The following is a 22,900-nucleotide window of genomic DNA, read 5'->3' on the forward strand; positions in this document are numbered from 1 at the left end:
CAGCGCCCATCTGCATACTGTCGGGCCTGTCACTGCCATACTCGACTCATCGAACGAAGGGTGCTGCCGTGAACGGAGACACTGTGACCACGCTCTTCGCCGTTCTCGCGGTGCTCGTCGATCTGGGCATCCGGATCGCAGCGATCATCGTCATTCCGCGAAATCGCAAGCCGAGCGCGGCCATGGCCTGGCTGCTCGCCATCTTCCTCATCCCCTACATCGGCGTCTTCTTCTTTCTGCTTCTGGGCAGTTCGAAGCTCCCGAAGGCACGCCGCGACAAGCAGGTGGCCATCAACCGGATGATCGCCGAGGGTCGCCCCAAACAGAGCCTGGTCAGCGACACCGACTCCTGGCCTTCGTGGCTGGCAAACGTCGTCACGCAGAACACCACCCTCGGTGCCGTTCCGATCTCCGGGGGCAATACCGCCAGGCTGATCGGCGACTACCAGGGGTCGATCGACGCGATGGCCGCAGACATCGACACCGCGACGACATTCGTGCATGTGGAGTTCTACATCGTCTCGTGGGATTCCACCACGAAGGTGTTCTTCTCCGCACTGGAGGCCGCGGTCAAACGGGGAGTGCGCGTGCGAGTTCTCCTCGACCACATCGCGTCGATTCGCACGGCCAACCACAAGCAGACCTTCGCCGAACTCGACCGCATCGGTGTGAGCTGGAGCTTCATGCTGCCTGTGCAGCCCCTCAAGGGCAAGTACCAGAGGCCAGACCTCCGCAACCACCGCAAACTGGTCGTCGTCGACGGCCGGGTCGGGTACATGGGATCGCAGAACCTCATCGACCGGAGCTACAACTCCACGAAGAATCTCAAGCGTGGCCTCAAATGGCAGGAGCTGATGACCAGGGTCACTGGCCCGACGGTCTCGGGCATCAATGTGATCTTCCTCTCGGACTGGTTCTCGGAGACAGACGAGATCCTGACAGAGGAGAACGTCATCGCGACCGAGGTCGCTGTCGACACCTCGGCCGACGCCCTCGACTGCCAGGTCGTGCCGAGCGGCCCCGGCTTCGTCGGGGAGAACAACCTGCGACTCTTTCTCGCGCTGCTCTATGCGGCCCAGAAGAAGATCATCATCACGAGCCCCTACTTCGTGCCCGACGAAGCGATGATCTATGCCATAACGGCCGCCTGCGAGCGAGGCCTCGACGTACAGCTCTTCGTCTCGGAGATCGGCGACCAGGGCCCCGTGTTCCACGCCCAGCGCTCGTACTATTCGGTGATGCTCGAAGCAGGCGTGCGGATCTGGCGCTACCCGGCCCCGTTCATCCTGCATGCCAAACACTTCTCGATCGACGACGAGGTCGCCGTGATCGGGTCGAGCAACATGGACATCCGCTCGTTCAGCCTCGACCTCGAAGTCTCGCTCATGGTTCACGGGCCCAGCTTCGTTGCCCAGATGCGCGAGGTCGAGGCCGGGTATCGGGCGATCAGCAGTGAACTGACGCTGGAAGAGTGGAAGAAGGAGCCACTCAGCCGAACAGTGCTCGACGGTCTGGCGCGCCTGACGTCTGGTCTTCAATAGGCACACCGCAACACGCGCCCGCAGGGCAGGTGTGTATCCGGAGAGGTTAGGCTGGGAGGGAATCTGGTAGTGAGCCTGGCTTTGGGCTGAACGAATTTCCTGTCCGTCAGCCCCACCCCCACTTGTCCGGAGCCGCTTCATGCCAGCCGTGAACCTGTCTGCGCCCCAGCTGCGCCCATCACCCCCCACAGCAGGCCCCGCGGCCACGTCGCTTGAGATCGATAGAGCCTTGCGCCGTGCGGAAACGGCGTCGGGAGCCACCGGCCTCAGCATCTCGGCCCACGACGCCGAAACACTGCTGCACGCGCGTGGCACGCAGCTGCAAACACTGCTCGACATCGCGTCCGAGCTCAGGGACAAAGGGCTCGAGGCCGCAGGCCGACCAGGCGTCATCACCTATTCGCGCAAGGTGTTCATTCCCCTCACCCACCTCTGCCAGGACCGCTGCCACTACTGCATCTTCGTGTCGACTCCCGGCAAGCTCGCCAAGGCGGGCATCGCGCCCTATCTCTCGGTCGACGAGGTGCTCGCCATAGCGAAAGCCGGGGCGGCCCTGGGCTGCAAGGAGGCGCTCTTCACCCTCGGCGACCGGCCCGAGAATCGCTGGCCGGCCGCACGCGCGTGGCTCGACGAACACGGGTACGACTCGACGATCGACTACGTGCGGCACGTCTCCCTGAGGGTGATGGAGGAGACCGGCCTTCTACCCCACCTCAATCCCGGAGTGATGACCTGGGCAGAGCTGCAGGAGCTGAAAGGCGTCGCGCCGTCGATGGGCATGATGCTCGAGACCACCGCGACCCGGCTGTGGTCGGAGAAGAGCGGCCCGCACTACGGCTCGCCAGACAAAGACCCGGCCGTGCGCCTCAGGGTGCTCGACGACGCGGGGAGGTCGAAGATCCCCTTCACCACCGGGGTACTCTTCGGCATCGGCGAAAATACGGCCGAACGGGTCGATTCGATTCTGGCGATCCGGGCATCCGGCGAGCGCTACGGGCACATCCAGGAGACGATCGTGCAGAACTTCCGTGCGAAGGATTCCACGGCGATGATGCGAACGGTCGATCTCGAGACCGAGGAGTACGTTGCGGCCGTCGCGGTGACTCGTCTTCTGCTGGGCGAGGACGCCCGCATCCAGGCGCCGCCGAACCTCACTGACGCGCACGAACTGGCCCTGCTCATCCGCGCCGGCATCGACGACTGGGGCGGAGTGAGCCCCCTCACCCCCGACCATGTGAACCCCGAGCGGCCGTGGCCGCAGATCGACGAGCTTGCGGCACTGACGGCACGCAGCGGCTTCACCCTGCGCGAGCGGCTCACCGCTCACCCGCATTTCGTGCGCGAGCCCGGCGACTGGATCGACCCCGCGGTGTTGCCACATGTGCTCGCCCTGGCCGACGAATCAGGGTTGGCGAGAGACGGCCTCACGGTGGTTCGACCGGTTTCGGCGACCCGCGCACCCGAGGCACGAACGAACCGCGCCCCTGCGCTCACAGCAATCCTCCGCCGGGCCGAAACCTCGCCCGCCGGCCTCAGCGACGGCGACTACGCCGAACTGCTCGGTGCCGACGGGCCAGACCTCGATGAGCTCTGCCACCTCGCCGACGAGCTGCGCCGCGCCACCCTCGGCGACACCCTCACCTTCGCGATCAATCGCAACCTCGACTCCACGCTCGTGCGGCCCGACCAGGCTGCCCTGACGGCCGAACGACCGCTCACCCTGCGCGAGGTGACCACACTCGCCTCTGAGGCGCGGATGCTCGGGGCCACCGAGATCTGCCTGCAGGGTCGTGCCCACCCCGACCTCGGGCCCACCGCGTATTTCGACCTGGCACGGGCGATCGCGAAGGCCTCGCCTGCGCAGCCCGGAGAGGGAGACGAAGGCGGAGAGGGAGCCTCGCTGCACCTCCATGCCTTCCGCCCGGCAGAGCACGCCGACGGGGCGCGCCGATCGGGGCTCTCGTACCCCGACTACTTCGAAGCGCTGCGTGAGGCCGGCGTCGGCTCGGTTCCGGGCACGGGTGCCCGCATCCTCGACGACAGTGTGAGGGCCTCCCTCACCGGCGGCACCGACCTGCCCGCTGCGGAGTGGATCGAGATCATCACGGCGGCGCACCAGAGCGGGCTGCGTTCGACGGCGACCATGATCTACGGGCACATCGAAACTGCCGGCCAGCAGGTGGCGCACCTCAGAACGCTCATCCGCCTGCACGACGAGACGGGCGGCTTCACCGAATTCATTCCGATGCCGTTCGTCGCAGGAGACTCCCCCGCCCTGCCGAGCCTGCCTGCCACGCCTGCCCTCGGCCAGCACCAGCGCCGCGACGGTCCATCAGAACGCGAATCCCGCGCCGTCCACGCGGTGAGCAGGCTGATGTTGGCTGGCCGAATCGACCACGTGCAGGCGGCCTTGGACCAAGCTGGGCCTCCGGCAGGCCCTCGGCGTGCTCAGGGGAGGCGCAGACGACCTCGGCGGGCTCCTCCTCGACGGCACCCTCGACCCCAGCGCGGGTGCTGAAACCGGCCGAACGCTCACCCTCGGGCTTGTCGAGCGAATCTCGTCCGCCCTCGGCCGCACACCACGCCAGCGCACCACGCTCTACGCCCGCGTCGAAGAGCTCTCACCGTGAGAACCAGCACGTCGAGCGAGCACGTGGAGGTCATCATCATCGGCGCCGGGTTCGCCGGGCTCGGAATGGGCATGCGCCTCGCCCGCGAGAACACCCACTCCTTCCTTATCCTCGAACGCGCCACCGAGGTGGGCGGCACCTGGCGCGACAATACCTATCCCGGGGTCGCCTGCGATGTGCCTTCGCAGCTGTACTCCTTCTCGTTCCGGCCGAAGCCCGACTGGTCGAGGGTGTTCGCACCGGGAGCCGAGATCGCCGAGTACCTGAGAGAATGTGCCCGCGACGAGGGGCTGCTGCCGTGCATCCGGTTCAGCACCGAGCTTCTCGAAGCGCGATGGGATGCCCAGAAGAGCCTCTGGCGACTCACGACGTCAGGCGGCGACTACACGGCGCGTGTTCTCGTCACGGCGGCCGGGCGCCTGTCAGAGCCGCGCCTGCCAGTGGTGCCTGGGCTCGAGTCGTTCACCGGGCACGCCTTCCACACCGCGGCCTGGCGGCACGACGTCTCGCTGGAGGGGCTGCGCGTGGGAATCGTCGGTACCGGCGCCTCTGCTGTGCAGCTCGTTCCCGCCGTTGCAGAACAGGCGGCAGAGCTCGTGGTCTTCCAGCGCAGTGCGCCGTACATCGTGCCCCGGCACGACCGCGTCTACACCTCGGACGAGAAGCGGGGATTCCGCGATCATCCGGAAGCGCTCGAAGCTGCCCGGTCGGAGTACTACTGGGCGGCCGAAGAAGGCTTCGCGCAGAAGCTCGATGGGAGTGCCTCTGCACGCCGGCACCGCGATCTGGCCCTCGGCCACCTGCACACGCAGGTCGAAGACCCGGTACTCAGGTCGGCCGCCACCCCGGACTACGAGATCGGCTGCAAGAGAGTGCTGTTCTCGAATGACTACTACCCGGCACTGGCGCGGCCGAACGTCACGCTCGAGCCCAGCCCAGTCGCTTCGATCGACGGTCCTCGGGTGGTGTTGGCCAGCGGCACGGAATTCGACCTCGACGTGCTGATTCTCGCCACCGGCTTTCACACCACCGAGCTGCCGTTCGCCAGCCGAATCGTCGGTCGTGGCTCGGGTGACGATGATCGCGACGGTGACGGTGGTGGCCCCGAGACCCTCGCCGACCACTGGTCCGAGGGGATGACGGCATACGCCTCAACCGTCGTGCACGGGTTTCCCAATCTCTTCATCATCGACGGGCCGAACGCGAGCCTCGGCCACAATTCGGCCATCACCATGATCGAGACCCAGATCGAGTACATTGCCGGTGCCCTCGCCCATCGCGCACGCAGTGATGACAGCGAAGGCCACAGCGATAACTCCGGGGTGCTGGAGGTCTCAGCACTGGCCGAAGCCGAGTACACCGCGGAGCTCGACGCAGACAGCGCGTCGACGGTGTGGCTGACTGGCGGGTGCCGGAGTTGGTACGTCGATACCCGAAGTGGCAGGCAGACCCTGCTCTGGCCGGGGCCCGCCCATACCTTCCAGGCGAAGAATGGTGTGTTCGACCCCGCGCCCTTCGCTGGCAGCGCGGTGACCCGCGCGATCAGGTGACGGTAGCCTGACTTCTTCGGTCACGGGACTTTGGGCACTTACGCTTCGGCCGACGCTGCACTACGGTGAGCACACAATCTCCACCGTGAGCAGGAACCGAAAGCAGGGTTCATCATGACCGATCTCCAGGAAACAGCCGAGCAATCCAGCCCGGAATCTGAGCCAGAAGCAGATGCATCGCCACCAGCAGATGCCTTCGATGCACGTCGGAGTGCAGGCCGCGAGGCTCGCAAACGAGTGCCGCGATCGAGCCACGCCGGTTGGACCGCAGCTCCCGACCGCGCGGACCCGGTCGAACTGCTGGAGGAACAGGCCGTCTCCCGGGTGCCGGAGCTGGTGCCCATCCGGTACGGCCGCATGCTCATCTCGCCCTTCACCTTCTACCGGGGCGCGGCGCTCATCATGGCTGCCGACCTGTCGACGACTCCCAACAGCGGCCTGATCACCCAACTCTGCGGCGACGCCCACCTCTCGAACTTCGGTGTCTTCGGCACGCCCGAACGCACACTCATCTTCGACATCAACGACTTCGACGAGACCCTGCCCGGGCCGTTCGAGTGGGATCTGAAGCGCCTCGCCGCGAGCTTCGAGATCGCTGGACGGTACCGCGAATTCTCCGAGGCCGACCGCCGCGCCATAACCCTCGCCGTGACCCGGGCCTACCGCAAGCGCATGCGGGCTGCGGCCGAGGCCAGCGTACTCGAGTCATGGTACGACCGGCTCGATGCGGAACAGCTGAGCGACTTGACCCATCGGCATCAGAAGGCCGACCAGGTGGACAGCGCCATTGCAAAACGCACAGAAGCGGCCCTGGCAAAGGCACGCACACGCGACAGTGCACACGTCTTCACCAAGCTGGTCGGTGTGGTCGACGGCCGATTGAAGATCCTCGCGAACCCACCGCTGATCGTGCCCGTCGAAGATCTCGACACCTCGGAACGCACGCTCGAAGAAGAGCAGCAGAACATGAAGAGGCTCATCGAGCGGTACCAGAACACACTGATCGACCAGCATCACCCCATCAGGGAGTTCACCTACCTGCACATGGCACGAAAGGTGGTCGGTGTCGGCAGTGTCGGCACCCGCGCGTGGGTGTTGCTCTTCGAGGGCCGCGATGCCGGTGACCCGCTGCTGCTTCAGGCGAAAGAGGCCCAGGCATCGGTTCTCGAACGATTCCTGCCGCCCAGCATCTACCAGACGCACGGCGAACGAGTCGTTCGTGGCCAGCGGATGATGCAGTCTGCCAGCGACATCTTTCTGGGCTGGCATTCACTCATCGGGTTCGACGGCATCGATCGCGACTTCTACCTGCGGCAACTTCACGACTGGAAGGGATCGGTCGACGTCGAGAACATGGTCGTGAAGGGCGCGCTGATCTACGCCCAGGTCTGCGGCGAGACCTTAGCCCGCGCGCACGCGCGTTCCGGCGACCGGGTCGCGATAGCGGCCTACATCGGCAAGGGCACTGAGTTCGATGAAGCGATCACCTCGTTCGCGACCGAGTACGCCGACCAGAACGAGAAGGACTACGACGCCTTCGCAGCGGCCGTGGCGTCGGGACGACTCGTGGCGCAGAGCGGTCTCTGACGATCACGCCCTGGCTCGATAATTGACCTATGCACGAACACTCCGAAAGCAGCCACGCCGAGACGGTCGCCGCCCAGCCGAACAACCCCCAGGAATTCTGGGAGGGCCACTACGGCCAGCGCGACCAGATCTGGAGCGGCAACCCGAACCCGCTGCTGGTGCGCGAGGCCGAGCGACTCCCCGCGGGCCGGGCTCTGGATCTCGGGTGCGGCGAGGGCGCCGATGCCGTGTGGCTGGCAACGCAGGGCTGGCAGGTCACCGCAGTCGATGTCTCGTCGACCGCACTCGAGCGCGGCAGGGCGGCAGCTGTCCGGGCGAGCGTCGATGAGCTGATCGACTGGCAACAGCACGACCTGGGTGAATCCTTCCCTGACGCCGAATTCGATCTCGTGTCTGCCCAGTTCCTGCAGTCACCCATCCCGCTCGACCGCGAGCGCATCCTGCAGAAGGCTCTCGATTCACTCGCACCTGGCGGCAGTCTGCTCATCGTGGGGCACGCAGAGTTTCCGCCGTGGTCGAAGATGGCTCACGCCGGCGAACCTCTGCCCAGCGCCCAGGAGGTGCTCGACTCCCTGCACCTCGACCCGCGTGGCTGGGTCACGAAGCTCTGCTCTGAAGAGCCTCGCTCCGTCGTGGGCCCCGACGGGAACCGGGTCACCCTCGTTGACAGCGTTGTGATGGTGACCAGAGCGACACCTTCGCCCGCCTGAGCACCTCTACTCGCCTCTCAGGCGCAACTCTGCGTCGATTCACCCGGAACGAGTTCAGCTGGGCGAAGCTCAGCTGACCGGAACCAGCGTGTACTTCGTCTCGAGGTACTCGTGGATGCCCTCGAGCCCGCCCTCGCGGCCGATGCCCGATTGCTTGACCCCGCCGAACGGCGCCGAGGCGTTGGAGACCACTCCGGTATTCAGCCCCATCATTCCTGTGTCGAGCTGGTCGATCAGGCGGTGCCCCCGGGCCAGGTCCTGGGTGAAGGCGTAGCTGACGAGCCCGTATTCCGTGGCGTTCGCCAGGCGGATTGCCTCTTCGTCTGTCGTGAAGGTCACGATACCGAGCACCGGGCCGAAGATCTCCTCTTTCAGCATCCGGGCGTCGCTGGTCACGCCCGAGAGCACGGTCGGCTCGTAGAACGAACCAGCGCCTTCGATCTGGTGGCCGCCGGTGAGTACTGTCGCGCCCTTGCTCACCGCGTCGTCGACAAGGCTCTTGGTCGACGCGACCGCTTTGCGGTCGACGAGCGGGCCGATAGTGACGCCGTCTTCTGTGCCAGGGCCGACAACAAACGCGCCGACCCGCTTCGCGATGCGGCTCGCGAATTCCTCGGCGACCGATTCGTGCACGATGAACCGGTTCGCCGCCGTGCACGCCTGGCCGATGTTGCGGAATTTCGCAATCATGGCACCGTCGACGGCCTTGTCGAGGTCGGCATCACCGAAGACGATGAAGGGGGCGTTTCCACCAAGTTCCATCGAGGTGCGCAGGATTCCGTCGGCTGCCTGCTTCATGAGCGTGCGGCCCACTTCGGTCGAGCCCGTGAAGCTGAGCTTGCGCAGACGCGGGTCGGCGATGATCGGGCCTGAGACATCGCGCGAGGTGCTCGTCGTGATGACGTTGACCACACCCTTGGGCAGGCCTGCTTCTTCGAGGATGCTCGCGAGGAACAGCGTCGTAAGTGGAGTGAGTTCAGCGGGCTTGACGACTACTGTGCACCCAGCGGCCAGCGCCGGTGCGATCTTGCGCGTGGCCATGGCGAGCGGAAAGTTCCAGGGCGTGATCAGGAATGACGGCCCCACCGGGCGCTGGGAGACGATCGCGTGACCTGTGCCCTCAGGGTTGAGCGAGTAACGCCCACTGATGCGCACCGCTTCTTCGCTGAACCACCGCAGGAATTCGCTGCCATAGGCGACTTCGCCCAGGGCCTCTGCCAGAGGTTTGCCCATTTCGAGCGTCATGAGCAGCGCGAAGTCGTGCTTGCGCTGCTGCACCAGGTCGAAGGTTCGGCGCAGGATCTCGCCACGAACACGCGGCGCCGTCGCGGCCCAGCTGTCTGCGGCGTCGACCGCGGCGTCGAGAGCCCGCATTCCGTCGGCCGCCGAGGCATCGGCAATCGTCGTCAGGGCTTCGCCGTTCGCGGGGTTGCTGACGGTCAGGGTCTTTCCGCCATCAGCTCCGACCCACTCGCCTGCGATGAACAAGCTGGTCGGGATGCTCGCTACGAGGGCGCTCTCAGACAACGACACAGTGACTCCTTCGACAGAAAAACTCCTCCCTCCATCTTCGCAGAGCCACAACCCCTCGGGCCGCGGTACTACCGGGCGACCGGCTCGAGTCGCACGACGATCGCCTTCGACACGGGCGTGTTGCTCCTGTCGGCCGCGCTCGCCAGCGGAATGAGCACATTCGCTTCGGGGAAGTAGGCCGCCGCGCATCCCTTCGCCGTCGGGTACGAAACGACCCGGTAGTTGCGCAGAACGCGGTCGGCGTCATCCTTCCACTCGCTGAAGATGTCGACCCGTTGGCCGTCGGTAAGACCGAGTTCGGCGATGTCGTCGGGATTCACGAAGATGACGTCGCGACCGTTCTTGATGCCGCGGTACCGGTCGTTCAGGCTGTAGATCGTGGTGTTGTACTGGTCGTGAGAGCGGAGAGTCTGCAGGATCAGTCGCCCCTCCGGCCGCTCCAGCGGCTCAAGATGATTGACGGTGATCATTGCCTTGCCTGTCGCGGTGGCGAATGTTCGGGAATCGCGGGGGCCGTTGGGCAGAACGAATCCGCCCTTGCGCCTCACCTGGGCGTTGAAATTCTCGAAGCCCGGAACCACACGGCCGATGTGGTCGCGAATCACGTCGTAGTCGCGCTCGAATCCGGCCCAGTCGATCGGCACGGTGTCGCCGAGGGTCGCACGGGCCAGGCGGGTGACGATGGAGATCTCGGAGAGAAGGCTGGGTGCGACCGGCGCGACCCGGCCATGCGTTGCGTGCACGGCGCACACGCTGTCTTCGACCGACATGAATTGCGGGCCGGTCGCCTGCAGGTCGACCTCGGTTCGACCCATCGTCGGGAGAATCAGCGCCTCCTCGCCCACGACCGCGTGCGAGCGATTCAGTTTGGTCGACACCTGCACCGTCATCTCTGTGCCGTGCATCGCCGCTTCGGCCGCTGCCGTATCGGAGATCGCGGCGACGAGGTTGCCACCCATCGAGAACCAGAACTTGATCTCGCCGCGTTGCATCGATTCGATCGCCTTCAGCGAGTCGGTGCCGTGCTCGCGCGGCGGGTCGAAGCCGAACTCTTTCTGCAGGGCGTCGAGGAAGGTGTCGCTCATCTGCTCCCACACGCCCATGGTGCGGTCGCCCTGAACATTGCTGTGACCGCGGATGGGCGACGCCCCTGCACCGGGCTTGCCGATATTGCCGCGCAACAGCAACAGGTTGATGATCTCGCGGAGCGTCTCGACGGCCTTCTTGTGCTGGGTGAGGCCCATGGCCCAGGTGATGATCACCCGATCGGCGGCGATGTAGCGTCCGGCAAGCTCGTCGATCTCAGCGCTGCTCAGCCCGGTCGCCTCGAGTACTTCCGACTCGTCGAGATTCGCCAGATGGGCCTGCAACTCCTCGAGCCCGAGTGTGTGGGCACTCAAGAACTCGTGGTCGAGTACCGTGCCGGGTCGCTCTCGTTCGGCATCGAGCACCCTCTTGCCGACCGCCTGCAGCAGAGCCATGTCGCCGCCGGAACGGATCTGCAGGAACTGGTCGGAGAGCGTCGTACCACGACCAGCAATGCCGCGCACAGTCTGGGGGTTCTTGTAGCGCATCAACCCTGCTTCGGGCAGCGGATTCACCGAGACGATCTTCGCCCCGTTCCGCTTCGCGTCTTCGAGCGCGGTGAGCATACGCGGGTGGTTGGTGCCCGGGTTCTGACCCATGATGATGATCAGATCGGTGTTCTCGAAGTCGTCATAGGCAATCGTCGACTTGCCGATACCGATGGTCTCGCCAAGAGCAGTGCCCGTCGATTCATGGCACATGTTCGAGCAGTCGGGCAGATTGTTCGTGCCGAACGCTCGAACGAAGAGTTGGTACACGAACGCCGTCTCATTGGCCGTTCGCCCGCTCGTGTAGAAGGCGGCCTGATCGGGCGAGTCGAGGGAGTTCAGTTTCTCGGCCACGAGGGCGAAAGCCTTCTCCCAGCTGACCGGCACATAGTGGTCTGAGCCTTTCGCCTTGTACACCGGTTCCACGAGTCGGCCCTGCATTCCGAGCCAGTACTCCGACTTGGTGAGGAGCTCGCTGACCGGTGTCTCGGCCCAGAACGATGAGGGAATCGTCACCGGGGTCGCCTCCCATGTGACCGCTTTCGCACCGTTCTCGCAGAACTCCAGCGCCTTGCGCTCGTCGGGATCGGGCCAGGCGCAGCTCATGCAGTCGAAGCCGTCTTTCTGGTTGATCGACGTGAAGAGCTGGGCAGTGCGCGTCAGCCCGAGCTGCCTGATGGCCGGTTCCATCGAATGGAAGATGGCGGGAAGCCCGACAGCGACATCCTCTGCATGCCCGACCCGCAGATCGGGGTACTCCTCCGAGCCCGACGCAGCACCCGTCTCCACATCGTGTCGCCCCGCGCCGTTCACAGTGCCACGGCGTTCGTCAGTTCGGATTCCGGCCGAACAGAGTGCTCGGCATCTCCGCCCGGCGACACCACGATCCGCTCGGGCGAAGAGTAGACGACCATCGACGGGGCTCGCAGAAAGCCCACCACGGTCATCCCGAGTTCCGCCGCCAGCTCGACGGCGAGCGATGAGGGGGCCGAAACGGCGGCCAGAATCGGGATGCCCGCCATCGACGCCTTCTGCGCCAATTCGAAACTCGCCCGACCAGACACCATCAGCACCGTTCTGCGAAGCGGCAAGAGCCCTTCGGTGAGCGCCCAGCCGATCACCTTATCGACGGCGTTGTGGCGGCCGACATCTTCGCGCACGACGAGCAGTTCACCGGTCTCGGCGTCGAAGAGCCCGGCGGCGTGCAGTCCGCCTGTCTTGTCGAACACGCCCTGGTGTTCCCTCAGGCGCTCGGGAAAGCCGACCAGCAGTTCGGCGGCGATGCGTGTGGCGTCGTCGGCGATGTCGAAGCGCGACCGGGTGCGCACGGCGTCGATGCTCGCCTTGCCGCACAGCCCGCACGAACTTGTGGTGTAGAAGTTTCGTTCGAGGCTCGGGTCGGGCGCAGGGACGCCCACACCGAGGGTGACGTCGAGCACGTTGAAGGTGTTCTCCCCGTCGTCGTTGGTGCCAGCACAATACCGAGCGCCGTTGTACTCGCCCTGCGCCGCAACGACACCCTCAGACACCAAAAAGCCGGCGGCCAGCTCGAAGTCGTGACCTGGCGTGCGCATCGTGATCGCGAGCGCTCTACCCCCGACCCTGATCTCCAGCGGTTCCTCAACCGCGAGCAAGTCTTCCCGCTGACGGGCCGGCTCTCCGACGGTTATTCTCGTGACGCGGCGCCTTGCAGTGATTCGACCCATGATGCATGCCTATCACCCCCGAGCACGGGGCACAACGGGACTGCCCGAGTCCCCGGGGTATGCACTGATGGGATCTTCTGTCGCCGTCGAAATAGTCGAGTACCGAATGGCCCCCGACATAGAGTGAAGGCATGGACTTCGACTGCGTGGTGCTCGCCGGCGGCCGCTCGTCTAGGCTCAACGGCTACCCGAAGCCCTCGATCACCGTCGCAGGCAGCTCGTTGCTCGACCGCACGCTCGCCGCGGCAACGGATGCCCGGCAGACCGTCATCGTCGCAGATCCCTCCACCGTGCCTCACGTCCCCGGCACCCTCCTCGTGCGGGAGAACCCACCCTTCTCCGGCCCGGCGTCGGCCCTCGCAGCCGGATTACATGCCCTGCAGCAGAACACGGCACGTCCCAGCGAATACACGCTCGTACTGGCCTGCGACATGCCCGGAGTCGGGAGCGCGGTGCAGCAGCTTCTTCGGGCAGCGGGAGGAACATGCGACGCGACGACGGAGGCCAGGAATGACGGGCTGATTGCGATCGATGGCTCCGGGCATCCACAGCATCTACTCGGGCTGTACCGCACGGCCGCACTCATCTCTGCCATCACCGCGGCTGGAGGCGGGCCCGACGCATCGAAGGGCGTGGCGGGGCTCTCCATGCGCTCGCTCCTCGGGCCGCTCACGCTCAAGCCGGTGCATCTGCACGACGACTCGAGCGACGACATCGACACCTGGGCTGACGCACTGCGATTTCGGGCGCAACCAGGCGGCCCGCCCAGACGCAGCGCCGACCCAGCAGACCACGCAACAGACCACGCAGGAACAGCAAGGAGTCACGTCATGAGCACACCGGCCGTACCGTCAGAGGGCACTGACGCAGGAGGCACTGACGTAGGAGGCACTGACGCAGGTGGCACTGACGCCCCGAAGCAGGCAGATGACCAGTCCGCGGTGCTGGCGCGCTGGGCCCAGGCCCTCTGCGCCGAGCTGGAGCTGGGCGAAACGCCGGTCGACATCGACACGATCCTCTCGCTCGCGGGAACTGCAGCGCACGCCGTGACCCGCCCCGCCGCGCCACTCACGACGTACCTCGTGGGCTTCGCCGCTGGGCGCGCCGCGGCTCAGGGCACAGATGTTGCCGAGGCCTTCACCGGGGCGAGTGACGCGGCACGCACGCTCGCCGAAAGCTGGGCCCCACCGAGCGACGAGCCCGATGCCTCCCGCTGACCTGACACCCGCTCATGCGCTCGGAGGCGGCGCTCCCGGCGAAGTGCAACCGGCCATGGGGCGACAGATCGAGGTGGCACACAACGCGACGGGTCGAACAGCACAGCGCAGCTCTCTTCCCTGGGCCGAGGCATATGCCGCCGCTGCGGGAGCGGCAGAGGCGTTGCCCGCCGAACAGATCGAGCTTTCCGAGGCCGCCGGTCGAGTGCTCGCTGCCGACGTGACAGCCCAACACGACGTACCGCATTACGCCTCCTCGGCGATGGACGGCTGGGCGGTCGCCGGTTCCGGCCCCTGGAATGTCGCGGACCCACTGGGCGGCCACCTGGGCGACGCAACGGTCGACGGGCAGCTGCGGCCGGGCCGTGCTCTCCCGATCGTCACCGGTGCACTCGTTCCCGAGGGAGCCGACGCCGTGCTCCGTTCCGAGAATGGGGAAGTGCGCGCGGGCCACCTCACCCTCAATACAGCGGGCATCTCCGCCGGCGACCCTCACCCCGGCCAGCACATCCGCCCGCGAGCCCAGGAGGCGCGCGAGGGAGACCTGGTGATCGCCCGAGGCACTGTGGTGAACCCGGCGCACATCGCCGTCGCGGCGCTCTGCGCCCTCGACACACTTCTTGTTGTGCGACAGCCCAGAGTCGCCTTCGTCTTCACCGGCGACGAGGTCGACGAACGTGGCACACCGAAGCCCGGTCGTGTGCGCGACACCTTCGGCCCACAGCTCCCCTCTGGCTTCCGGATGCTCGGGGCCCTCCCACTCGGCAGCCGCCGTTGCCCCGATGACCTCGAGGCGACCATCGCTGCCGTGGCCGAGGCCTCCGCCGGGGCCAATCTCCTCGTCACCACGGGGGGAACGGGCGGCTCACCCGCGGACCACCTGCGCTCAGCGCTTCGAACACTCAAGGCGCGCATCCTCATCGACGGGGTCGCCATGCGACCCGGCAGCCCCACTCTTCTCGCACGTCTGCCTAGCGGAACATTCGTCATCTGCTTGCCAGGCAACCCGCTCGCCGCGATGATGGGCGTGCTCACGGTGGCAGTGCCCCTCGTGGCCGCACTCAGCGGAGACCTCAGCGTGAGTTCCGCCCCGCGGAGCTCACGGGCGGTGGCGGGCGCTGCGCTGGCCGGCAAAGCAGAAACCACCCTGCTCCTGCCCGGCACCCTGCTCGACGGCGTCGCGACCCCGAACCCGTGGACCGGCTCAGGAATGATGCGCGGCCTCGCCGAGGCGGACGGAGTACTCGTCGTTCCGAGTGACGGCATCGAGGCGGGCGAACCGGTTCGGGTGTTGAAGCTCCCCTGGCCGCAGCGCTGAGCTGCCGGCCCTATCCGTAACGAGAGATACCGGCGGCAGACCTCCCTGTCACCGACCTCGGAACTCGTCATCGCGCCATTCGACGGCGACCACGACTCCCCGGGCGATGTGCTCCTCGCGCTCGCGCAGTTCGACCCTGCGGATCTTGCCCGAGATCGTCTTCGGCAGCTCGAAGAACTCCACCCGCCGGATCCTCTGGAACGGGGCCAGCCGCTCGCGGGCGAAAACCAGGATCGACTGTGCGGTCTCGGCCGAGGGCTCGAAGCCGGCGGCGAGAGCTACGTATGCCTTCGGAACAGAGAGGCGCAGATCATCCGGTGCCGGTACGATCGCCGCTTCGAGAACGGCAGGATGCTCGACCAGTGCACTCTCGAGCTCGAACGGGCTGATCTTGTAGTCCGAGGCCTTGAAGACATCGTCGGTTCGCCCGATGTAGGTGATGTAGCCGTCGGAATCGCGTGACGCGAGGTCGCCTGTGTGAAAGTAGCCGTCGTGGATCGCTTCGGCCGTGCGTTGAGGGTCGTTGACGTAGGCGGTCATCAGGTTCGTCGGGCGCATCGAGGCGGTCTGGCTGCCCTGGGCCACGGCGCCACTGAGGTCGACGCAGATCTCCCCTTCCTCGGCAGGCTCCCCGGTCAGCGGGTCGAGCAGAACGATGGGGCAGCCGGGCAGGGGGCGGCCCATCGAGCCGTCTTTCAGTGCCGTCCCCGGTGTGTTCGCAACGACTGCCGTCATCTCGGTCTGACCGTAACCATCGCGGATGGTGAGTCCCCAGCTGCTGCGGACCTGCCCGATGACCTCCGGGTTCAGCGGCTCACCGGCCGAGATCGCCTCGCGCAGCGAACCGGGGCCCGCCGAAAGGTCACTCTTGATCAGCATGCGCCACACCGTCGGCGGCGCGCAGAAGGAGGTCACCTTCTCCGACCTCAGGGTCTGGAGCAGGCGCGACGGGTCGAATCGCGCGTAGTTGGAGATGAAGATGGTCGCCTCGGCGATCCACGGGGCGAAGAAGCAGCCCCAGGCGTGCTTGGCCCAGCCGGGCGAACTGACGGTGAGGTGCACATCGCCGGGTCGAAGGCCCAGCCAGTACATCGTGCTCAGATGCCCGACCGGATAGGAGACCTGGGTGTGCTCGACCAGCTTCGGCCGCTGGGTGGTACCTGAGGTGAAGTAGAGCAGTAGCGGGTCGTCGGGCTGGGTGCCAGGGTGTGGGAGCGGCTCGGCAGGAGTGTCGAATGCTTCTACGAAATCGAGCCAGCCCGCAGGGCCCGGCCCGACGCTGATCCGCGTGTAGTCGCCCGGTACCGTGTCGAACTTGGCGGCATCCGCACCGTCGGCGATGACGTGCAGCACACCACCGCGTTCCACCCGGTCGACGAGGTCTGCCGAACCATATGCCGTGGTCGTCGGCAGAATGACGGCCCCGATCTTCATCACTGCGAGCATGCTCTCCCACAGCTCCACCTGGTTGCCCAGCATGAGCATGACGGCGTCGCCCTTGCCGATCCCGTGTGCCTTCAGCCAGGCGCCGAGTTGATCGGAGCGTGTCGCGAGCTCGTCGAAGGTGCGCCGGATGCTCGATCCGTCCTCCTCGACGATGATGAGCGCCTCCCGTGGGTTGCCCCGGGCGATCTCGTCAAACCAGTCGACGCCCCAGTTGAAGCGCTCACCGAGCTCCGGCCAACGGAACTGTTCGACCGCGCCGTGGTAGTCCTCGCGGAGCTCGATCAACTGGTTTCTGGCCTCCCGGAACCTCGTTGTCGCGGTGGACTCGGGCATCGTCGTTACTCCTTCGGTCGCCCAGCGCGACGGGATCGGGAAATGTCTGGGAAAAACCTGACTGTACTGATGGCCACCCTAAGTCAACCCCCGCCATCCTGTCCCGGAATCGGCTGGACCACCGCATAGTCTCACAGCGTGTTGCCCCAGACCCCGGCGCCGACAATCGCAGCTGACCGAGGAAGAACTCCATGAACTCTCGCCCGACATCCGAACAGGCATGCTTCGACGCTGCATACTGGCTCGATGAGATGCGGGGCGAGGCGAGCATCCGTCTGGTAGAGAGAATTGCCGAGGCCGACCACGGCGCGTTCTCAGACTTCTACGACCTGACATCGGCTCGTGTCTTCGGCATCGTGCGTGCACTGGTGCCAGACGTGAGCCTCTCAGAGCAACTCACACGCGAGATCTTCCTCGAGTTCTGGAAGAACGCGCCCCAGCACGCTGCGACGTTCGAGCCTCTGCGGTCGATTCTCCTGTTCACGCGCACCTGGGTCGACGATGCACTTGCGGCGCCGGGCAGGCTCTCCGCCTGAACCGCCCGGCGCCGCAGTGGGTCGACTCTAGATCGTGGCCGTGTCGATCACGAAGCGATAGCGCACGTCACTCTTCACGACCCGCTCGTATGCCTCGTCGACCATGCTTGCATCAATGACTTCGACGTCGGCACCCAGGCCGTGCTCGGCGCAGAAGTCGAGCATCTCCTGCGTCTCCCTGATGCCGCCGATGTTCGAGCCAGCGAGGCTTCGACGCCCACCCACGAGCGAGAAGACGTGGAACTGTTGCGTGTTCTCCGGCAGACCGACGAAGACCATCGAGCCGTCGAGCGTGAGCATTCGCAGGTAGGCGTCGAGGTCGAGGTCAGCCGAGACGGTGTTGATGATCAGGTCGAACCGGCCGCGGTTGGCCTTGAACGTCGCCGGGTCACTCGTGGCGAAGTAGTCGTCTGCGCCGAAGCGGAGTCCATCATCCTGCTTCGAAAGCGTCTGGCTCAGAACGGTGACCTCGGCACCCAGTGCGTGTGCGATCTTCACGCCCATGTGGCCGAGACCGCCCATTCCGACGATCGCCACCTTCTTGCCCGGGCCAGCGCCCCAGTGCTTCAGGGGGGAATACGTTGTGATGCCTGCGCACAGCAGAGGAGCTGCTTCGTCGAGCGAGATGCCCTCGGGGATGCTGAGCACGTAGTTCTCGTTGGCGACGATCCCGGTGCTGTATCCGCCGTAGGTCTCTTCGCCGGTGTATTCGCGGCCGTTGTACGTCGGGACGTTGCCCTTCAAGCAGAACTGCTCTTCACCCGCGAGGCAGTTCTCGCATTCGCGGCACGAGTCCACGAAGCATCCGATGCCCACGCGGTCACCGACGCGGTGTCGGGTGACGGCTGAACCGACCTCGGCGACGATTCCGGCTATCTCGTGGCCGGGCACCATCGGGAAGATGGCCTTGCCCCACTCTTCACGCGCCTGGTGGATGTCGGAGTGGCAGATGCCGGCGAAGGCGATGTCGATCCTCACGTCGTGCTCGCCGACTGCGCGCCGCTCGATCGTCGAGCGTTCGAATGCTGCGCCAGCCGACGATGTGATCAGCGCCGGCACAGTTGTGGTCGTGCTCGATGTCGAGGCTTCTGTTGCTGTGACTGACGAGGTGGCTGACGACTGGGGTGTCGATGATTGGACTGTCATGCGAATCCTTCCCTTGGACACGACGGAAAGGCGCAAGAAAGCGACCTCCGCCGGTGTGGTGTGCTTTAAGCCTACGTCTCCAGCTGAGACTCGTCGCCATCGACCGCCGGGGCCGCTTCGTGCTGTATCGTGCCCACGCCAGTGAGGTGTAGCCGCCGCTCACGCATGGCCAGGAACAAAGGGAACACGAAGGCGAAAGCCGTGACACCGGCAAGCACGACGTAGAGCCAGCCCCGCTTCATCCCGAGTCGCCTGCTCTCGACGATGATCAGGATGCTCCCCGCAACAGCCGCAACCAGGAGGTCGACCGTGAGAGACGAGACGGCAGGGCCGCTGTTCACCCAGTCGCCCACGAAATCGCGCAGCTGGATGATCGACAACACGTTGAACGACCAGGTTCCGACCAGGCCGACGACGGCCAGCACGAGATAGGCGAGGGCGAGGGGGGTCCAATTCTTCGTCATGGTCTATTGTCGCTGGCTCTCCTCCTCCACAGTCGGGCGAATTTGTGAGTTGTGCACTGATCGGGGGTTTCGGGTTCTCGGTGTCGGGGTGGATGGTTGACTGTTCGCATGACACGAGCATTACTCACTGATGACGAGGTTGATCCGGCCGTGCCCGATCGAACAAGCACCGGCCCCACCTGCTGCGGCTGGGAGCCCGACGGCTCGGTGACCGATGATCCTGCCAAGAACGGTGGGATGTCACCGTCGTCAGGGCCAGCGTCAGCATCTTCAGGATCTGCGTCAACGTCGTCACCACCGTCGTCGGTGTCGCGTCGGGGCAGGTTTGCGGCGGCGGTCGCGGCGGTGGTGGTGTCGCATCGGGCGATCGCGGCCGCGCACGCCGAACACGCCCTCCTCGTCGAAGAGGCCCGGATCGCCGGGTTCGCACTCCACACCCAGGACAGCTTCGCGAGCAATGGCGGCGGAGGTCCGCAGTGGTCTTCTGACCAGATTGTGCAACGCCAGGTCGTTCTCGAGCTCGCCGTCGCCTTACACCTGAGCGAGCCTGACGCGAGGCGGCTGGTCGATACCTGCGAAGGCCTCACCGGCCCGTTCACGAAAACCCGTGACGCGTTGGCTTCGGGGCGGGTGTCGTACCGGCACACCGAAACCCTCATCCACCGCTCCCACCCGCTGCCCCGGGAAGCGCTCAGCAAGTACGAGAACACGGTGTTGCCGTGGGCACGCCGGGTGACCGTGCAACGCCTGGACACGATCGCCCGCGCCTGCGTTGAGGAAGCACAACCCCGAACCGACAACCAACGCCACACCGACGCCGTCACCAACCGGCGTGTGTATTTGGAGCCTGGGTCGGACGGGATGGCGTACCTGACCCTGTACACCGCCGCCGTGGAAGCTGTTGCCATCCACAACCGCGCTTCTGACATGGCCCGTTCCGCGAAACACGCCGGCGACCCCCGCACCCTCACCCAACTGAAAGTCGATGTCCTCACCGACCTGATGCTCAACGGCAACACCCACACCCCCCGCGTCGCCCCAGGGATCCGGGCACGGGTGAACGTCACCGTCCCCGCACTCACCTTGCTGGGCCGTGACCACCACGGCGTCCCCGACCCCGACCAGTCGTCCGGCCCAGCCAACCTGGAAGGGTTCGGGCCGATCGACCGGCACACCGCCCTCACCATCACCCGCGACGCCCACTCGTTCACCCGGGTCCTCACCGACCCCGCCACCGGTACCGTGCTCAGCTACGGCAGGCAACGGTACAAGCCCCCGGCAGACCTTGACGAACTCATCCGGCTCACCCACACCGAATGCACCTTCCCCACCCCCTGCCAACCCTCCACCACCACAGACCTCGACCACACCATCGCCTGGGGCGACGGCGGCACCACCGCGTACGACAACCTCAGCCCCCTCTGCACCACGCACCACAAAGTCAAACACCACACCGAATGGACCATCCGGCAAACCCCAGGAGAAAACGGGCGACCACCGACCATCACCTGGACCTCACCCGCCGGCTACCACTACACCATCGACCCCACACCACTCACGAAACCCATCGTGCAGTTCACCCAAGGAACAGACCGAACAGACAGCAAGCCTGACTTCGCCGACGATCTCGACGAGAGCGACAGCGAGAGCGACAGCGAGGTTGGCGCTCCACCATTCTGAAACCGATCGCGGTTGGTGGATTCGCTGGTGCGGTAGGGAATGCCGGCTCCACCGATTCGACTGGTGTATCCAAAGTGCGGCAGCATTGCACAGGAGTGCACATCGACCAGAAAGATCAGGACTACGAATATGACAACACGGTCAGCGCCCTACGAAAAATCACTCGCCTGGGTGCGGCGCGCTGTCACCGATGGTCCGCTGCCCGTTGCAGTGTTCGGAGTAGCAACTTCGACGGGCATCCAGGAGATCGCCTCCTTCGGCAGTGACAAGGGCCGAGTCGCGGGTGTCGACGACCAGTTCGCACTCTTCTCCGTCACGAAACCACTCACGGCACTCACTGCACTCCGACTCGTCGAGGCTGGCGAACTGAGCCTCGACGCCCAGCTCGCAGAGGCGGTGCCCACCCTGAGTGGAGAGAATTCGGGGCTGGCGACCCTTGAACACCTGCTGAGTCACCGAAGCGGCTTAGCCGACCCCGACCTCGACGGTACCGATCCGAGGGACACCCTCGCTCGCATCGGTGGGGTCTTTCCTGCCGGCACGATGACGCAGTACTGCAACCTCGGTTTCGTCGGTGTCGAAAAGCTGATGGAGCACGCGTCGGCACGGGCCAACGCGACAACAGCCGGTGAAGTGGGCTCTGGAGGGAGATCCTTCGAGGCCCAGTTCGCAGCTCTGAACGAGGTCGAAGGCGTATCGACACTGGGCTTCGACCCTGATCGCGATCCACACTTCGTACACGGAACGGAGTCGGTCGGTCTTGACCACTCTCGTCTGGTCGAGGCACGGCACCCTGCTGCCGGCGCATACGCGAAGGCAAGCGATCTGCTCTCGCTCGGCAGCGCTTTGCTGAGAACGGTGGCATCGGGGTCTTCGGAGGTCGTGCATCCGTCGACCCTCGCTGCGATGCGGGTGAATCGGACGGCAGGGTTGCCCCGACTTAACTCACGTGCCGACGATGCCCAGAAGCAGGACTGGGGGCTGGGATTCAACCTGCCCACGTCGTCGGCCATTCTCGACCGAAACCTCTTCGGCCACGCAGGATGGTCGGGGTGCCAGTGGTGGATCTATCCGGAACTCGACGCGTGCTTCGTGCTGCTGACGAACCTGATCGACCTGCCGGGCAAGGGGGTTCGCATCGACGAGTTGCAGAACGCTTTCGCCTCTGGGCTGCGCTGACCGCTGCCCGTCAGACCCGGCAACCACCGCAGCAGCAGCCGTAGCAGCCACTTACCAGCTGCTACCAGGTGCTACCAGGTGCCAGCCGGCGACGAGATCACCGGAACAGGGGCGTACGACCAGTGCGCTCCGTTCGCGTAATGGCTCGCAGCCCACGGTGAAGCCCAGATGGCATGCTCGATGACGCTGGTCGGGGCCGATGAGGTGAATCCGGCGACGATTGCCGAATACCCGCTGACGCCGTGCAGTGCCTCTGCGGCGTTCTCTGCCGCCGTCACTAGGTTGTCGTAACTGCCGAATCCGCTGCCGCCGCCCGAACCCCAGCCGTTGTTCAGCGGGTTGTTGCGGTTCCACCAGTCATCGGGGCCGTTTTCCTGGCGCATCCACCTGGTCATGACGGTGATGTTCGAATCCGTCAGAGGGAATCCGGCCAGGAGGAGCACGAGCGTGGCCCAGTCACGGTTGGTGCTCCCCGCAGCCAGTGTCTTCACACCGGGTGTCGAGGAGTAGTCGTCACGAGTGACGGTCACGGTTCCGGCGACCCCCGGCACGGTGATGATCTGTGCGGCAGAGTTCTGATCGGCCCCGGATCGGGCGTACGCAGCATTCGCCAATTCGACATCGATCGGCGGGGCCGGCGGCGGCGCGAGCCCCGTGAGGGCGAGAAGGGCGAAGGCGGCGACTCCGGCGCAGACCGCGACCGATCGGCTCACGCGGCGACGCGGTGAGGTCTTCGCCGGTCGATGCCGG

17 protein-coding genes are annotated in these 22,900 nt (G+C 65.6%); 10 read left to right on the top strand and 7 right to left on the bottom strand.

Going from position 1 to position 22,900, the window contains the following annotated elements; all coding sequences use genetic code 11:
- Positions 1 to 68: 68 nt before the first annotated feature.
- From cls to KPL76_RS01465, 5 genes are all read left to right on the top strand, one after another.
- The gene (gene cls / locus KPL76_RS01445; protein WP_216334571.1) at positions 69 to 1,541 is read left to right on the top strand and encodes a cardiolipin synthase; all 1,473 of its coding nucleotides are present in this window, start codon (positions 69 to 71) and stop codon (positions 1,539 to 1,541) included.
- 229 nt (positions 1,542 to 1,770) lie between these two features.
- Positions 1,771 to 4,059, top strand: a complete 2,289-nt coding sequence (gene cofG / locus KPL76_RS01450) for a 7,8-didemethyl-8-hydroxy-5-deazariboflavin synthase CofG (protein ID WP_253202105.1) — start codon at positions 1,771 to 1,773, stop codon at positions 4,057 to 4,059.
- Between the two features lie 108 nt (positions 4,060 to 4,167).
- Positions 4,168 to 5,721 carry an NAD(P)/FAD-dependent oxidoreductase gene (locus tag KPL76_RS01455; RefSeq protein ID WP_253202106.1) on the top strand — a complete coding sequence of 518 codons (1,554 nt, stop codon included), beginning with the start codon at positions 4,168 to 4,170 and terminating at the stop codon, positions 5,719 to 5,721.
- 114 nt (positions 5,722 to 5,835) lie between these two features.
- The gene (locus KPL76_RS01460) at positions 5,836 to 7,308 is read left to right on the top strand and encodes a DUF2252 domain-containing protein (RefSeq protein WP_216334572.1); all 1,473 of its coding nucleotides are present in this window, start codon (positions 5,836 to 5,838) and stop codon (positions 7,306 to 7,308) included.
- Positions 7,309 to 7,337: 29 nt separating this feature from the next.
- Complete coding sequence (locus KPL76_RS01465) at positions 7,338 to 8,018, top strand: bifunctional 2-polyprenyl-6-hydroxyphenol methylase/3-demethylubiquinol 3-O-methyltransferase UbiG (RefSeq protein WP_216334573.1); 681 nt, start codon at positions 7,338 to 7,340, stop codon at positions 8,016 to 8,018.
- Between the two features lie 69 nt (positions 8,019 to 8,087).
- Here KPL76_RS01465 and KPL76_RS01470 read toward each other — a convergent pair whose 3' ends face one another.
- From KPL76_RS01470 to fdhD, 3 genes are all read right to left on the bottom strand, one after another.
- Positions 8,088 to 9,551 (bottom strand): NAD-dependent succinate-semialdehyde dehydrogenase, encoded by a 1,464-nt coding sequence (locus KPL76_RS01470; RefSeq protein ID WP_216336583.1) that lies wholly within the window; start codon positions 9,549 to 9,551, stop codon positions 8,088 to 8,090.
- Between the two features lie 68 nt (positions 9,552 to 9,619).
- Positions 9,620 to 11,914: an FdhF/YdeP family oxidoreductase gene (locus tag KPL76_RS01475; RefSeq protein WP_253202107.1), complete on the bottom strand. Its 2,295-nt coding sequence runs from the start codon at positions 11,912 to 11,914 to the stop codon at positions 9,620 to 9,622.
- A gap of 20 nt (positions 11,915 to 11,934) precedes the next feature.
- Complete coding sequence (gene fdhD / locus KPL76_RS01480; protein WP_216334574.1) at positions 11,935 to 12,831, bottom strand: formate dehydrogenase accessory sulfurtransferase FdhD; 897 nt, start codon at positions 12,829 to 12,831, stop codon at positions 11,935 to 11,937.
- A 131-nt stretch (positions 12,832 to 12,962) separates the two neighbouring features.
- Between fdhD and KPL76_RS01485 the strand changes: the two genes are divergently transcribed.
- Both KPL76_RS01485 and KPL76_RS01490 read left to right on the top strand, forming a co-directional pair.
- Positions 12,963 to 14,048, top strand: coding sequence for a DUF6457 domain-containing protein (locus tag KPL76_RS01485; RefSeq protein ID WP_216334575.1), 1,086 nt, complete (start codon positions 12,963 to 12,965; stop codon positions 14,046 to 14,048).
- A complete protein-coding gene (locus KPL76_RS01490; RefSeq protein WP_253202108.1) occupies positions 14,035 to 15,366 on the top strand; it encodes a molybdopterin molybdotransferase MoeA in 1,332 nt (443 codons plus the stop codon). Before KPL76_RS01485 ends, KPL76_RS01490 begins: the two co-directional genes overlap by 14 nt.
- A 48-nt stretch (positions 15,367 to 15,414) precedes the next feature.
- Here KPL76_RS01490 and KPL76_RS01495 read toward each other — a convergent pair whose 3' ends face one another.
- Positions 15,415 to 17,145, bottom strand: a complete 1,731-nt coding sequence (locus tag KPL76_RS01495) for an AMP-binding protein (RefSeq protein WP_216334576.1) — start codon at positions 17,143 to 17,145, stop codon at positions 15,415 to 15,417.
- A gap of 191 nt (positions 17,146 to 17,336) precedes the next feature.
- Between KPL76_RS01495 and KPL76_RS01500 the strand changes: the two genes are divergently transcribed.
- Positions 17,337 to 17,681, top strand: coding sequence for a hypothetical protein (locus tag KPL76_RS01500; protein ID WP_216334577.1), 345 nt, complete (start codon positions 17,337 to 17,339; stop codon positions 17,679 to 17,681).
- Positions 17,682 to 17,708: 27 nt separating this feature from the next.
- Here KPL76_RS01500 and KPL76_RS01505 read toward each other — a convergent pair whose 3' ends face one another.
- Both KPL76_RS01505 and KPL76_RS01510 read right to left on the bottom strand, forming a co-directional pair.
- Positions 17,709 to 18,827, bottom strand: a complete 1,119-nt coding sequence (locus tag KPL76_RS01505) for an NAD(P)-dependent alcohol dehydrogenase (protein WP_216334578.1) — start codon at positions 18,825 to 18,827, stop codon at positions 17,709 to 17,711.
- Between the two features lie 71 nt (positions 18,828 to 18,898).
- Positions 18,899 to 19,291, bottom strand: coding sequence for a DUF2834 domain-containing protein (locus tag KPL76_RS01510; protein ID WP_216334579.1), 393 nt, complete (start codon positions 19,289 to 19,291; stop codon positions 18,899 to 18,901).
- A 108-nt stretch (positions 19,292 to 19,399) separates the two neighbouring features.
- On the opposite strand from KPL76_RS01510, the gene KPL76_RS01515 reads away from it, so the two are divergent.
- Together KPL76_RS01515 and KPL76_RS01520 are read left to right on the top strand one after the other, a co-directional pair.
- Positions 19,400 to 20,971 (top strand): HNH endonuclease signature motif containing protein, encoded by a 1,572-nt coding sequence (locus tag KPL76_RS01515; protein ID WP_216334580.1) that lies wholly within the window; start codon positions 19,400 to 19,402, stop codon positions 20,969 to 20,971.
- Positions 20,972 to 21,100: 129 nt separating this feature from the next.
- Positions 21,101 to 22,150 (top strand): serine hydrolase, encoded by a 1,050-nt coding sequence (locus KPL76_RS01520; RefSeq protein WP_216334581.1) that lies wholly within the window; start codon positions 21,101 to 21,103, stop codon positions 22,148 to 22,150.
- Positions 22,151 to 22,221: 71 nt separating this feature from the next.
- On the opposite strand, the gene KPL76_RS01525 is transcribed toward KPL76_RS01520, so the two are convergent.
- Positions 22,222 to 22,863: a hypothetical protein gene (locus KPL76_RS01525; RefSeq protein WP_216334582.1), complete on the bottom strand. Its 642-nt coding sequence runs from the start codon at positions 22,861 to 22,863 to the stop codon at positions 22,222 to 22,224.
- Positions 22,864 to 22,900: the final 37 nt, after the last annotated feature.

Source organism: Subtercola sp. PAMC28395, from assembly GCF_018889995.1.
In the GTDB taxonomy this organism is placed as follows: domain Bacteria; phylum Actinomycetota; class Actinomycetes; order Actinomycetales; family Microbacteriaceae; genus Subtercola.